The 13132-nt window shown below is 71.2% G+C and carries 10 protein-coding genes; 2 read left to right on the top strand and 8 right to left on the bottom strand.

All coding sequences use genetic code 11. The features are described 5' to 3' along the window. Positions 1 to 22 precede the first annotated feature (22 nt). Complete coding sequence (locus M1203_RS01905) at positions 23 to 1438, bottom strand: NAD(P)/FAD-dependent oxidoreductase (protein ID WP_249947666.1); 1416 nt, start codon at positions 1436 to 1438, stop codon at positions 23 to 25. Between the two features lie 86 nt (positions 1439 to 1524). Between M1203_RS01905 and M1203_RS01910 the strand changes: the two genes are divergently transcribed. Then, positions 1525 to 2367, top strand: coding sequence for a nucleotidyltransferase domain-containing protein (locus M1203_RS01910; protein ID WP_249947667.1), 843 nt, complete (start codon positions 1525 to 1527; stop codon positions 2365 to 2367). A gap of 47 nt (positions 2368 to 2414) precedes the next feature. Here the strand turns inward: M1203_RS01910 and M1203_RS01915 are convergent, their stop codons facing one another. Both M1203_RS01915 and M1203_RS01920 read right to left on the bottom strand, forming a co-directional pair. Further along, on the bottom strand, positions 2415 to 3275 hold the full coding sequence (locus M1203_RS01915; protein ID WP_249947668.1) for an inositol monophosphatase family protein: 861 nt from the start codon (positions 3273 to 3275) through the stop codon (positions 2415 to 2417). A 120-nt stretch (positions 3276 to 3395) separates the two neighbouring features. Continuing rightward, the gene (locus M1203_RS01920; RefSeq protein WP_249947669.1) at positions 3396 to 5213 is read right to left on the bottom strand and encodes a gamma-glutamyltransferase family protein; all 1818 of its coding nucleotides are present in this window, start codon (positions 5211 to 5213) and stop codon (positions 3396 to 3398) included. A gap of 348 nt (positions 5214 to 5561) precedes the next feature. On the opposite strand from M1203_RS01920, the gene M1203_RS01925 reads away from it, so the two are divergent. Next, the gene (locus tag M1203_RS01925; RefSeq protein ID WP_249947915.1) at positions 5562 to 6617 is read left to right on the top strand and encodes a biotin/lipoate A/B protein ligase family protein; all 1056 of its coding nucleotides are present in this window, start codon (positions 5562 to 5564) and stop codon (positions 6615 to 6617) included. Between the two features lie 69 nt (positions 6618 to 6686). Here M1203_RS01925 and M1203_RS01930 read toward each other — a convergent pair whose 3' ends face one another. The 5 genes from M1203_RS01930 to M1203_RS01950 all read right to left on the bottom strand — a co-directional run bounded on the left by M1203_RS01930 (position 6687) and on the right by M1203_RS01950 (position 13049). Then, entirely contained in the window at positions 6687 to 8231 is a 1545-nt protein-coding gene (locus M1203_RS01930) for an NCS1 family nucleobase:cation symporter-1 (protein WP_249947670.1), read from the bottom strand. A 155-nt stretch (positions 8232 to 8386) separates the two neighbouring features. Next, positions 8387 to 9388, bottom strand: a complete 1002-nt coding sequence (locus tag M1203_RS01935; RefSeq protein ID WP_249947671.1) for a TIGR03842 family LLM class F420-dependent oxidoreductase — start codon at positions 9386 to 9388, stop codon at positions 8387 to 8389. Positions 9389 to 9408: 20 nt separating this feature from the next. Continuing rightward, positions 9409 to 10815, bottom strand: coding sequence for a dihydropyrimidinase (hydA, locus tag M1203_RS01940; protein ID WP_249947672.1), 1407 nt, complete (start codon positions 10813 to 10815; stop codon positions 9409 to 9411). A 99-nt stretch (positions 10816 to 10914) separates the two neighbouring features. Beyond that, positions 10915 to 12210, bottom strand: coding sequence for an aspartate aminotransferase family protein (locus M1203_RS01945; RefSeq protein WP_283958044.1), 1296 nt, complete (start codon positions 12208 to 12210; stop codon positions 10915 to 10917). After that, the gene (locus tag M1203_RS01950; protein WP_249947673.1) at positions 12207 to 13049 is read right to left on the bottom strand and encodes a nitrilase-related carbon-nitrogen hydrolase; all 843 of its coding nucleotides are present in this window, start codon (positions 13047 to 13049) and stop codon (positions 12207 to 12209) included. Before M1203_RS01950 ends, M1203_RS01945 begins: the two co-directional genes overlap by 4 nt. Positions 13050 to 13132: the final 83 nt, after the last annotated feature.

The raw sequence follows: 13132 nt of genomic DNA on the forward strand, positions 1-13132 counted from the left end.
ATCGGGGAAGCCCGGCGTCGGCTCAGGCGGCGCGCAGCATGCGCCACACCGCCTTCGCCGCGTTGTGCCCGGACATCCCGTGCACCCCGGGCCCCGGCGGGGTCGCGGAGGAGCAGAGGAAGACCGCGGGACTCGGGGTGGCGTACGGGAAGAGGGAGATCTTCGGGCGCAGCAGCAGCTGGAGCCCGGAGGCGGCGCCGCACGCGATGTCCCCGCCCACGTAGTTGGTGTTACGGGCGGCCAGCTGGGGCGGGCCCGCGGTCGCACGCGCCAGGACGCGGTCGCGGAAGCCGGGCGCGAAGCGTTCTATCTGCCGTTCGACCGCATCCGTGAAGTCCCCTCGCCAGCCGTTCGGGACATGGCCGTACGCCCAGAAGACATGCTTGCCCTCGGGCGCGCGGGACGGGTCGACAAGGCTGGGCTGCGCGGTGATCAGGAACGGCGTCGGCGGCGCCTGTCCGCCCGCGGCCTGGCGCAGCGCGGTGCCGATCTCCCCGCTGGTGGGTCCGATCTGGACCGTGCCCGCCCGTCCCGGCTCCTCGGCCGTCCAGGGCACGGGGCCGTCCAGCGCGTAATCGATCTTGAAGACGCTCGCCCCGTACCGGTAGCCGTCATAGGCCCTGCCGAGGCCCGCGATCCTGGCCAGGGCGGTGGGTGAGGTGTCGAAGACATACGCGCGGGCGGGCGGCAGCTCGTCCAGCCGCTTGACCTCGTATCCGGTGTGGACCGTGCCTCCCAGGTCACGGAGGTACGCGGTGAGCGCGTCCGCGATCGACTGGGAGCCGCCGCGCGGTATCGGCCAGCCGCCCGCGTGCGCGGCGAGCGCGAAGACCAGACCGACGGCGCCGGTCGCGATCCCGTTCAGCGGGGCGATGACATGGGCGACGAGTCCGGCGAACAGCGCCTTCGCCTTCTCGTCGCGGAACCGGCGGGTCAGCCATGTGGACGGCGGCAGTCCGGTGAGACCGAACCGCGCCAGGGTGATCGGATCGCGCGGCAGCGCGGTCGACGGCAGGGACATGAAGTCCTGGGCGAGGCTGTCCCATTTGCCGAGGAACGGGGCGACGAGCCTGCGGTACGCCCCGGCGTCGCGCGGTCCGAACGACATGGCCGTCTCGGCGACGGAGCGGGACAGCACAGCCGCCGTCCCGTCGTCGAAGGGGTGCGCCATGGGCAGCTCGGGATGGAGCCAGTCCAGCCCGTACCGCGCGAGCGGCATCGTCTTGAAGACGGGCGAGCCGGCACCCAGCGGATGGACGGCGGAACAGGGGTCGTGGCGGAATCCGGGGAGCGTCAGCTCTTCCGTCCTGGCGCCGCCGCCCACGGTGTCCTTGGCCTCGAACACGGCCACGGAGAATCCACGCCTGGCCAGCTCGACCGCGGCGGTCAGCCCATTGGGTCCCGCCCCCACGACGACGGCATCGAGCATCGAGGTCACCTTCGGACTCCTTTGTCAGCCGATGGCAAGGAGCCCCAGGATATTCCCGGGCACTGACAGCCCGAACCCGGGTACTGTCCGCGACGATGAACGCGACAATCGAAGCGATGGCGACGCGCCTGATGACCGTACGGGGCGTACGCGCCGTGGCCCTCGGCGGCAGCCGTGCCCGGGGCGCGCACCGCCCCGACTCCGACTGGGACCTGGGCGTCTACTACCGCGGCGAGCCCGACATCGCCGCGCTGGCGGCGCTGGCCGCCGAGGTGACCGGCTCCCCGGTGGAGGTCGCGGGCCCCGGTGGCTGGGGTCCCTGGGTGAACGGTGGCGCCTGGCTGTCCGTCGACGGGGTCGCCGTGGACTGGATCCTGCGGGATCTGGACCGGGTGGAACGGGTCTGGGCGGAGTGCCGGGAGGGCCGGTTCGAGATCGGCACGCAGCCCGGCCATCCGCTCGGCTTCTGGTCGCCCGCGTACGCCGGTGAGGTCGCGCTGTGCCGCGTACTGGCGGACACGGACGGCGAGTTGACGGCGCTGCGGGCGGCGGCGCGCGATTATCCCGAGCCGCTGCGTACCGCGCTCGCCGAGGCGGTCTGGGAGGCGGACTTCTCCGTGGCGGTGGCCCGCAAGGCGGCGGGCACCGGGCCCGGCGCCGGGGGCGGGCGCGGAGCCGGGGCCGGGGGCGACGCGCTGTATGTGTCGCTCTGTCTGTCCCGGGCCTTCGGAATCCTCGTGCAGGCCCTCCTCGCCCATCACCGGGTCTGGTGCCTCAACGAGAAGGGCGCGCTCGCGACGGCCGCCACGCTGCCGGACACCCCGCCGGACTTCGCACGCCGGGTCGCGGCGGCGCTCCAGGGGCTGGACGCGGCGGCGCTGGAGGCGGCGGACGCACTGGTGCGGGACGTGCGGGCGGTGCTGGACGACGGCGCCTGACGGCGTGCCCGGTACCCCGTACCGGGGGCGCGGGGTACTGACGCCGCTCAGCCCCCGGCAAGCAGCCGCTCCCGTACCCGCTCGGCCGTCGCCGTGTCCCTGGCCGCCGTGAAGGGCAGCGCGTTGCCGCCGGTGATACGGAACGGCTCGCCCGTGAGCGTCATCTGGGCGCCGCCCGCCTCCTCGACCAGCAGAAGGCCGGCCGCGTGGTCCCACGCGAGCTCCCAGTTGAAGGCCACCGCGTCCAGCGCGCCCCGCGCCACGCCCAGGTATTCGAGCCCCGCCGAGCCGCACGGGCGGGCTTCGACACCCTCGGTGCGCAGCCCCAGCAGGGCGTGCTTCTGCTCGTCCGAGGTGTAGTCGGGGTGGGACATCGCGACCCGGAGCACCGCGCCGGGCGCGGGCGATCCGGAGTGCAGCGGGGCACCGTCGAGCGTGGCGCCCCGGCCGCGTACGGCGATCGCCATCTCGTCCAGCGCCGCCGCGTACGTCCAGGACGCCAGCACCTCGCCGCCCTGCGCGAGGGCGATGAGCGTGCAGAAGCCCCGCTCGCCGCGGACGAACGGGCGGGTGCCGTCGACCGGGTCGACGATCCAAACGGGCGCGTCACCGCGCAGCGCGTCGTACACCGAGGGGTCCGCGTGCACGGCTTCCTCACCGACCACGACGGAGCCCGGGAGCAGCGCGGTGAGGGCGGCGGTGAGATATTCCTCCGCGCCCCGGTCCGCGACCGTCACCAGATCGTGCGGACCGTGCTTCTCGACGATCTCGTGCGCGGCGAGCTGCCGGAAGCGCGGCATGATCTCCGCGGCGGCGGCGGCGCGCAGCACCTCCTCGACGGCGGACACACGGGGTCCGCGGGCCGCTCCCGGGAGGGGAACCGTTCCGAACACAGAGTCATCGATCATTCCCCCAGCCAACCACGCCCGGGTGACCGGCCGCCTGCCAGGTCATATGACGGGACGGCGGACGGTCGGCGGACGGGAAGATCCGAAGGCGTCGACAGCCGGGTCCGCGGGCGCGGACGGTCAGCGGCCCACGGCGTACCCCTGCATGCCGCGGGGGTTGGCCGCGGCCGAGAGGATGCCGGTCTCCGGGTCCCTGGCGACCGCGCAGAGCCGCCCCTCCGACCATGGATCGCCGACGGTCACCTCATGGCCCCGGCGGCGCAGTTCCTCGATGACCTCCGGGTCCATCCGGGACTCCACGGTCACGCTGCCGGGGCGCATGCCGCGCGGGTAGAAGGAGCCCGGGAAGCTGTCGTTGTGCCAGTTGGGCGCGTCGATGGCGCCCTGGAGGTCGAGTCCGCCGCGTACGGGCGGCCGCAGGGCGAGGGCCAGGAAGAAGTGCAGCTGCCACTGGTCCTGCTGGTCGCCGCCCGGCGTGCCGAAGGCCAGTACCGGTACGCCGTCGCGCAGCGCGAGGGACGGGGTGAGGGTGGTACGGGGCCTGCGGCCAGGAGTCAGGGAGTTCGGCAGCCCGGGGTCCAGCCAGGCCATCTGGAGCCGCGTACCGAGCGGGAACCCCAGCTCGGGCACGACAGGATTGGACTGGAGCCAGCCGCCGCTGGGGGTGGCGGCGATCATGTTGCCCCAGCGGTCGACGACATCGAGATGGCAGGTGTCGCCCCGGGTGGCGCCGTCCTTGGCGACGGTCGGCTCCCCGGCGCCGGGGATCCCGAGCGGGTCGAAGCCGGGCTCGCCCGCGGCGACGGCGGTGGCATGGCCGCTGAGCACGGGTGCCCGTCCCCCGGGGCTGCCGGGGCGCAGCTCGTGCGAGGCGCGCTCACCGATGAGCGCGCGGCGAGCGGTGTTGTACGGCTCCGAGAGCAGCGCGGCGAGCGGGCTGCCCTCGCCCTCGGCACCGGCGTCGCCGTACCAGGCCTCCCGGTCCGCCATGGCGAGCTTGCAGCCCTCGATGAGGAGATGGACATACTCCGCCGATCCGTACCGGGGCAGTTCGGCCGCGCGGGAGGGCAGCAGGGCGAGCTGCTGGAGGAGTGCGGGGCCCTGGCTCCAGCCTCCCGCCTTGCACAGGGTCCAGCCGTCCCAGTCGTAGGTGACGGGCTCCTCGTAGGTCGCGGACCAGCCGGCCAGATCGGCGGCGGTGAGGGTGCCGGTGTGGCGGGCGCCGCTGGTGTCCATGGTGGGGCGGGCGGAGTGCGCCACCAGGGCCTCGGCGATGAAGCCCGTACGCCAGACCTCCCTGGCGGCCTCGATCTGGGCCACCCGGTCCGCGCCGGCCTCCTCGGCCTCCGCGATCAGCCGGCGCCAGGTCGCGGCGAGCGCGGGGTTGCGGAACAGCTCACCGGGCGCCGGTGCCTTGCCGCCGGGGAGGTAGACGTCCAGGGACGAGGTCCACTCCGTCTCGAAGAGTTCACGGACGGTCTCGACGGTCTCGCCGACCCGCTCGACGGGGGCGTGGCCGTCCTCCGCGTAGCCGATGGCGTACCGCAGCACCTGGGCGAGGGACTTGGTGCCGTGGTCGCGCAGCAGCAGCATCCAGGCGTCGAAGGCGCCCGGTACGGCGGCGGCCAGCGGCCCGGTACCGGGGACGAGTTCAAGGCCGAGCGAGCGGTAGTGACCGATGGTCGCACCCGCGGGCGCGGGCCCCTGGCCGCAGAGGACCCGTACCTCGCCGCCGGCGGGCGCGAGAATGATCGGCACCTCACCGGCGGGACCGTTGAGATGGGGTTCGACGACATGCAGCACGAATCCCGCGGCGACGGCCGCGTCGTAGGCGTTGCCACCGTCCTCCAGGACGGCCATCGCGGACTGCGAGGCCAGCCAGTGGGTGGAGGAAACCATGCCGAAGGTTCCCTGGAGGGTCGGTCGAGTCGTGAACATTGCTGCGTCACCTCGCGGTTGAAGCGGACCCGTTGTTCGCCCGGTCACCCCGCAGCGTAACGACCGCCCGGCGCCGTGACCGCCTCGGCCGAGCGGAAATGCGGTGGCCGGAGCGCGGGCGGACCGTTGGCTTCTGCCGTGTGATCACTCCCTCCAACGACGAACTCATCGAGTCCGCTCAGGCCGTGCTGCATCCGCACACGTTCGGTGACCGGCTGTTCGGTGATGCGGCGTCGGCGCGCGCGCACGCCCGGACACGGCGGAATGAACCGCCTCGGCGCCGACGTTGCGCTGAGCAGGGCAGGGGCCGGTTCATGGGGCGGCCCGGTCGGATCTGGAGGCATGACGGTGCACGGTGAGTACAAGGTCCCCGGCGGCAAGCTCGTCGTGGTCGATGTCGACACGGAGGACGGGCGGCTGCGCCATGTCCGGGTCGCCGGGGACTTCTTCCTGGAGCCCGACGAGGCGATCGAGGCGATCGACCGGGCGCTGGAGGGTGCCCCCGCCGACACCGACGCCGCCGGGCTCGCCGCCCGGATCGAGGCGGCGCTGCCGCCCGGCACCGTGATGTACGGACTCAGCGCCGAGGGCGTCGCCATCGCCGTACGCCGCGCGCTGGCACGCGCCACCGACTGGACGGACTACGACTGGCAGCTGATCCACTCGGCCCCGGAGTCACCCGCCCTCCATATGGCGCTCGACGAGGTCATCACCACCGAGGTCGCCGCCGGACTGCGCCCGCCCACTCTGCGGGTCTGGGAGTGGGCCGCGCCCGCCGTGGTGATCGGCAGCTTCCAGTCGCTGCGCAACGAGGTGGACCCCGAGGGCGCGGAACGGCACGGCATCACCGTGGTCCGCCGGATCTCCGGTGGCGGTGCCATGTTCATCGAACCGGGCAACACCATCACGTACTCCCTCTCCGTCCCCGACTCCCTCGTCAAGGGCCTCACCTTCGCCGACAGCTACGCCTATCTGGACGACTGGGTGCTGGGCGCGCTCGGCGACATGGGCATCACCGCCTGGTACCAGCCCCTCAACGACATCGCCACCGACGCCGGCAAGATCGCGGGCGCGGCCCAGAAGCGGATCGTGAGCGGTACGGGCGCGGTGCTGCACCACGTGACCATGGCGTACGACATCGACGCCGACAAGATGCTCGACGTGCTCCGCATCGGCCGCGAGAAGCTCTCCGACAAGGGCACCCGGAGTGCGAAGAAGCGTGTCGATCCGCTGCGCCGCCAGACCGGGCTGCCGCGCGAGACCGTCATCGAGCGGATGATCGACTCCTTCCGCGGCCGGTACGGACTGACCGCCGGCAAGGTCACCGACGAGGAGATGGCACGGGCCAGGGAGCTGGCCGCGACGAAGTTCGCCACCCCGGAGTGGACGGCCCGCGTGCCGTAGCGCCGGTCGGCCCCTGGCCCCGTACGCCAGGTCAGCCCGTCCCGTCGGCCGCGTCGGTCGGTCCCCGTGTCATTCCGTCCTCCCGGCCGACCGCGGCAGCGTCAGGGCGACGTACACCACCAGCGAGGCCGCCAGGCCGACCGCCCAGCCGTAGTCCGCGAGGGGCTTGAGGAAGGGGATCAGTCCGTTCTCCGGGAACGGGCCCTTCCCCGGCGCCGAGTGGGAGCCGCCCACGGCCAGTACGCCACCGACGGCGAAGGCGAGGACCGCCCGCGGGTTCCAGCCGTTGGCGTACCAGTAGCGGCCGCCGGGGCGGTACAGATCGGCCAGGTCGAGGACGGTGCGCCGGACGATCCAGTAGTCGGCGATCAGGATGCCCGCCACCGTACCGAGCAGACCGCCCACCAGACCGAGCCAGGTGAAGATGTACAGCTCGGGGGTGGCGGTGAGCTTCCACGGCATGATGACGACCCCGACCACACCCGTGATCAGCGCGCCCGTACGGAAGTTGATGAGCCTCGGCGCGAGATTGGCGAGGTCGTAGGCGGGCGAGACGACATTGGCGGCGATGTTCACGGAGATCGTCGCGATCAGTACGGTCACCAGCGCGAAGAGCAGGCCGAAGACGTTGTCGGTCCTGGCGGCCAGTTCGACCGGATCCCAGACGGCCGCCCCGTACACCGCCTGCGAGCCCGAGGTGACGAAGACCGAGAGCACCGCGAAGAGGGTCATGGTCGTGGGCAGACCGAGCGACTGGCCCCAGATCTGGGCGCGTTGGCCCGCGCCGAAGCGGGTGAAGTCGGGGATGTTCAGGGACAGCGTGGACCAGAAGGCGATCATCCCCATCAGGGACGGGAAGAAGACCGGCCAGAAGTCGGCTCCCCAGCCCAGCTCGGACGGCTGGTCGAGCAGCGGTCCGAAGCCGCCCGCCTTGACGGTGATCCAGACCAGCAGCACCAGCGCGCCGACGATCACGAAGGGCGCCGCCCAGTTCTCGAAGCGCCGCAGGGTGTCCATCCCCCGGTAGATGATGGCGAGTTCGAGCGCCCAGAAGAGGACGAAGCAGAGCCAGAGGGTCCAGGGCTGGCCGCCGATCCTCGACGCCTCCGCCCAGCCGCCGAAGACCTTGTCGAGCAGGACGAAGATGCCCTGGCCGCCGATCCAGGTCTGGATCCCGAACCACGCGCAGGCGACCGCCGCCCTGATCAGCGCGGGCAGATTCGCGCCCCGCAGCCCGAACGAGGCGCGGGCCAGCACCGGGAAGGGGATGCCGTACTTCGGCCCCGCGTGCCCGGTCAGCAGCATCGGGAACAGCACGATCACATTGGCCAGCGCGATCGTGAAGACCGCCTGTTTCCAGTCCATGCCGAGGGTGACCAGCCCGGAGGCAAGCAGCCAGGACGGGATGTTGTGCGCCATCCCGACCCAGAGGGCCGCGAAGTTGTATGTCGTCCAGCGGCGGCGGGCCACCGGTACGGGCAGCAGATCCGCGTTGGCGAAGCGACTGTCGTCGGGGATGGCGCCGGGCGGGAGTTCGACGCGGCCCTCGGGGTCGGTCCGCGCGGCGGCGGCTATCGGGTCTCCTGGGGAGGCGGGCGGTACGGTCGCGGTCATGGCGGGGGACCCTTCGTTCGAGGGCGGGTGTCGGGGACGTCGAACGAGGCCGTGCGGGCGGCGGTGGGACCGGCAGCGCGATGGTGCGGACGGGAGTGGAGCGGACAGCGCGACAGTGTCGGGCGGTGGTGGAGCGGACAGCGCGATCGTGCGGGTCAGTTCCGGAGCGCGGGGATGATCTCGGCTCCGTACGCGTCGATCGTCGCTTCCTTCGCGTCATGCATGTCATACACGGCGAACTGGTCCACGCCCAGGTCGCGCAGCGCCCTCAGCTTCTCGATATGCGCCTCGGCCGGCCCCAGCAGACAGAACCGGTCGACGATCTCGTCGGGCACGAAGTCCGTGGACGGGTTCCCGGCCCGGCCGTGGTGGCTGTAGTCGTATCCCGCACGCCGCTTGATGTAGTCGGTCAGCGCGTCGGGCACCAGCCCGGAGTGCTCTCCGTACCGGCTCACCAGATCGGCCACATGATTGCCGACCATCCCGCCGAACCACCGGCACTGCTCGCGCGCGTGCGCGATGTCGTCGCCGACATAGGCGGGCGCGGCGACACAGATGGTGAGGGAGTCCGGGTCGCGTCCGGCGTCGGACGCCGCCGTGCGGACCGCCTTGACCATCCACTCGGTGAGGAACGGGTCGGCGAGCTGGAGGATGAAACCGTCGGCCTTCTCCCCCGCCATGGCCAGCGCCTTGGGACCGTACGCCGCCATCCACACCGGCAGTTTCCCGTCGCGTACCCAGGGCAGGCGCAGCGGCCGGCCGTCGACCACGGCCTCGCGCCCCTCCCCCAGATCGCGGATGACATCGATGGCCTCGCCGAGCCGGGCCAGTGTGTGGGGTTTACGGCCCGCGACGCGCATCGCGGAGTCGCCGCGCCCGATGCCGCACACGGTGCGGTTGCCGTACATCTCGTTGAGCGTGGCGAACGTGGAGGCGGTCACCTCCCAGGTCCTGGTGCCCGGGTTGGTCACCATCGGGCCGACGGTCAGTGTGCTGGTGTGCTCCAGGATGCGGCTGTAGATGACGAAGGGCTCCTGCCAGAGCACGGCCGAGTCGAAGGTCCAGCCGTAGGTGAAGCCGTTGCGTTCCGCGCGCCGCATGAGGCCGACGACCGCCGACGCGGGCGGGTCGGTCTGGAGGACGAGTCCGAAGTCCATGGCCTGGTCACTCCTAGGTCTCAGGTGAGGTACTGGCAGAGGGAGCGGGGGGTGTACTGCCCGTGCCCCGCCCGCCCGGTGAACCGCCGGTTGTCGATGACGAGTTCACCGCGTGAGAGGACGGTCTCCACCTGCCCGGTGATCCGCTTTCCCTCGTACGCGGAGTAGTCCACGTCCATGTGGTGGGTCTCGGCGGAGACGGTCTGCTCGGTGCCCGGGTCGTAGACGACGACATCGGCGTCGGCGCCCGGCGCGATGGTGCCCTTGCGCGGATAGAGACCGAACATCCTGGCCGGGGTGGCGCAGGCGATCTCGATCCAGCGGCGGCGGGTCAACTTCCCCTCGACGACGGCCTGATGGAGCAGATCCATCCGGTTCTCCACGCCCGGCAGCCCGTTGGGGATCTTGGAGAAGTCGCCGCGGCCCATCTCCTTCTGACCCACGAAGCAGAACGGGCAGTGGTCGGTGGAGACCACCTGGAGATCGTCGGTACGCAGTCCGCGCCAGAGCGCGGCCTGGTGCTCCTTGGACCGGAGCGGGGTGGAGCAGACGTACTTGGAGCCCTCGAAGTCCGGCTCGGCGAGATTGTCGGTGGAGAGGAAGAGGTACTGCGGACAGGTCTCGCCGAAGACGGGCAGCCCCTTGTCACGGGCGGCGGCCAGTTCGGCGACGGCCTCCTCGGCGGAGACGTGCACGACATACAGCGGCGCCTCGGCGACCCGTGCGAGCTGGATCGCCCGGTGGGTGGCCTCGGCCTCCAGCAGGACCTTGCGTACCTCGCCGTGGTAGCGCGGATCGGTGTGTCCGGCGGCCAGGGCCTGTTCGACGAGGACATCGATCGCGATGCCGTTCTCGGCGTGCATCATGATCAGCCCGCCGTTGTGCGCGGCGCGCTGCATGGCGCGCAGGATCTGGCCGTCGTCGCTGTAGAAGACGCCGGGATAGGCCATGAAGAGCTTGAAGGAGGTGATGCCCTCCTGGACCAGGAGGTCCATCTCCTTCAGGGAGCTCTCATTGACATCGGCCATGATCATGTGGAACGCGTAGTCGATGGCGCAGTTGCCGTCGGCCTTGGCGTACCAGGCGTCGAGTCCGGCGCGCAGCGCGTGCCCCGGGGACTGGATGGCGAAGTCCACGATGGTGGTGGTGCCGCCCCAGGCCGCCGCGCGGGTACCGGTCTCGAAGGTGTCGGCGGCGAAGGTGCCGCCGAACGGCATCTCCATGTGCGTATGGGCGTCGACCCCGCCCGGGATGACGTACTTGCCGGTGGCGTCGATCGTCCGGCTGGCGGTCCAGCCCTCGGCCACGTCGGACCCGTGCGCGGCGAGGGCGACGATCCGGCCTTCCTCGATCAGTACATCGGCGTGGATCTCGTCGGCGGCGGTGATGACGAGTCCGCCGCGGATCAGGGTGCGGGTACTGCTCATGCTGGTGGCGCTCCCTTTCGTACGGTCGGCCCGCCGCGGTCCGGCGGAGCCGGCCACGGCGCTGTTGAAGACCGCGGCCACGGGTCCCGGAAAGCCCGACTACGCCCCGCGCAGGGCCTGTTCGAGGATCGCGGCGCCCTCTTCCGCCTCGGCGACGGTCAGCGAGAGCGGCGGGGCGATCCGTAGCACGCTGGTGTTGTGGCCACCGCCCTTGCCGATCAGCAGACCGCCCTCGCGGGCCGCTTCGAGCACGGCCGACGCCGTCTCGGGGGCCGCCTGGCCGGTGCTCGGCTTGATCAGCTCGATGCCGATCATCAGTCCGCGCCCGCGTACCTCGCGTACGGCGTCGACCCCGGCGCCGATGGCCCGCAGCCGCTCGATGAGCAGTCCGCCGACGCGGCGCGCGTTGCCCTGGAGGTCGTGCTCCAGCAGATACGAGAGATTGGCGAGACCGGCCGCCATCGTGATCGGGCTGCCGCCGAAGGTCGAGATCGAGCTGGCGTCAAGGCAGTTCATGATGTCGGCGCGGGCGACGACACCGCCGATGGACATGCCGTTGCCGATGCCCTTGGCGAAGGTGAGCATGTCCGGCGGACCGTTCTTCCCATGCGCCTGCCAGCCCCAGAAGTGCTCGCCGGTACGGCCCCAGCCGGTCTGCACCTCGTCGCTGATCCACAGGATGCCGTGCCTGTCGAGGACTTCACGGAACGCGGCGTACAGCCCGTTCGGCGGGGCGGTGAACCCGCCGACGCCCTGCACCGGTTCGGCGATCAGCGCGGCGGGTGTGCGGGTGTGGCCGAGCAGATCCTCCAGATCGGCGACGCACGCCTCGATGAACCGCTCGTCGGTGAGCCCGGCGTACGGGCCCCGGTTGCGGACGCCGCCGTGCACGTACAGCGTCTGGAGCGGCGAGAGGCCGGTGGGCGACCAGCCGCGGTTGCCGGTGACGGAGACGGTGGAGAAGGACCGGCCGTGGTAGCTGTTGCGCATGGCCAGGATCTGGTTGGACCCGCGGTGCGCGGTCGCCAGCATCAGCGCCGTGTCATTGGCCTCGGTGCCCGAGGTGGTGAAGAAGACCCGGGCGTCCGGGATACCGGACAGGGCGGCGATCCGCTCGGCGAGTTCGACCATCGGACGGTTGAGATAGAGCGTGGAGGAGTGGATGATCCGCCCGGCCTGCTCGCTCACCGCCTTGGTGACCTCGGGGAGCGCGTGGGCGGTCATGGTGGTGAGGATGCCGCCGAAGAAGTCGAGATAGCGGTTGCCCGCCGCGTCCCAGACATGGCGGCCCTCGCCGTGGGTGATCTCGATGGGCTCGTCGTAGTAGAGCGCGAGCCAGTCGGGGAGTACGGCGCGATGGCGGTCGTACAGATCGTTCACGAGCGGACGTGTCATGGCCGCACCAGCCCCTCGTACGCGTCGGGTCGGCGGTCCCGGTAGAACGCCCACTGCTGTCGCACCTCGTCGATCAGGCCGAAGTCCAGGTCCCGTACGACCAGTTCCTCCGTCTTGTCGCTGGCGGGGTCGCCGACGAACTGACCGCGCGGGTCGACGAAGTAGCTCGTCCCGTAGAAGTCGTTGTCGCCGTACTCCTCCTGTCCGACGCGGTTGATCGCGGCGACGAAGTACTCGTTGGCGACGGCGGCGGCCGGCTGCTCCAGCTGCCAGAGATAGCTGGAGAGGCCGCGGGAGGTGGCGGAGGGGTTGTAGACCAGCTGCGCGCCGTTCAGCCCGAGCTGGCGCCAGCCCTCCGGGAAGTGGCGGTCGTAGCAGATATAGACACCGACCTTGCCGACGGCCGTGTCGAAGACGGGCCATCCCGCGTTGCCCGGCTTGAAGTAGTACTTCTCCCAGAACCCCTTGACCTGCGGGATGTGGTGCTTGCGGTACTTGCCGAGGTACGAGCCATCGGCGTCGATGACCGCCGCGGTGTTGTAGTAGAAGCCGGACTGCTCGACCTCGAAGACCGGGACGACGATCACCATGCCGGTCTCACGGGCGAGCTCCCGCATCCTCGTGACGGTCGGGCCGTCGGGGACGGGCTCGGCCCACCGGTAGTGCTCGGGCTCCTGCACCTGGCAGAAGTAGGGCGCGTTGAAGACTTCCTGGAACCCGATGACCCGCGCGCCCAGCAGGGCCGCCTCGCGGGCGTGCTCCTCATGCTTGGCGATCATGGATTCGGTGTCGCCCGTCCAGGTCGCCTGGACGAGTGCGGCGCGTACGACTCTGGCCACGAGCTGCTCCTTCGGCGAGGGCGTCGATGAGCTCTACGCACGTAGACACGATGCGTAGGAGGAGAACGTAAGCCCCGTCTCAC

The sequence above is a fragment of the Streptomyces sp. 35G-GA-8 genome, assembly GCF_023534745.1.
Classification (GTDB): Bacteria; Actinomycetota; Actinomycetes; order Streptomycetales; family Streptomycetaceae; genus Streptomyces.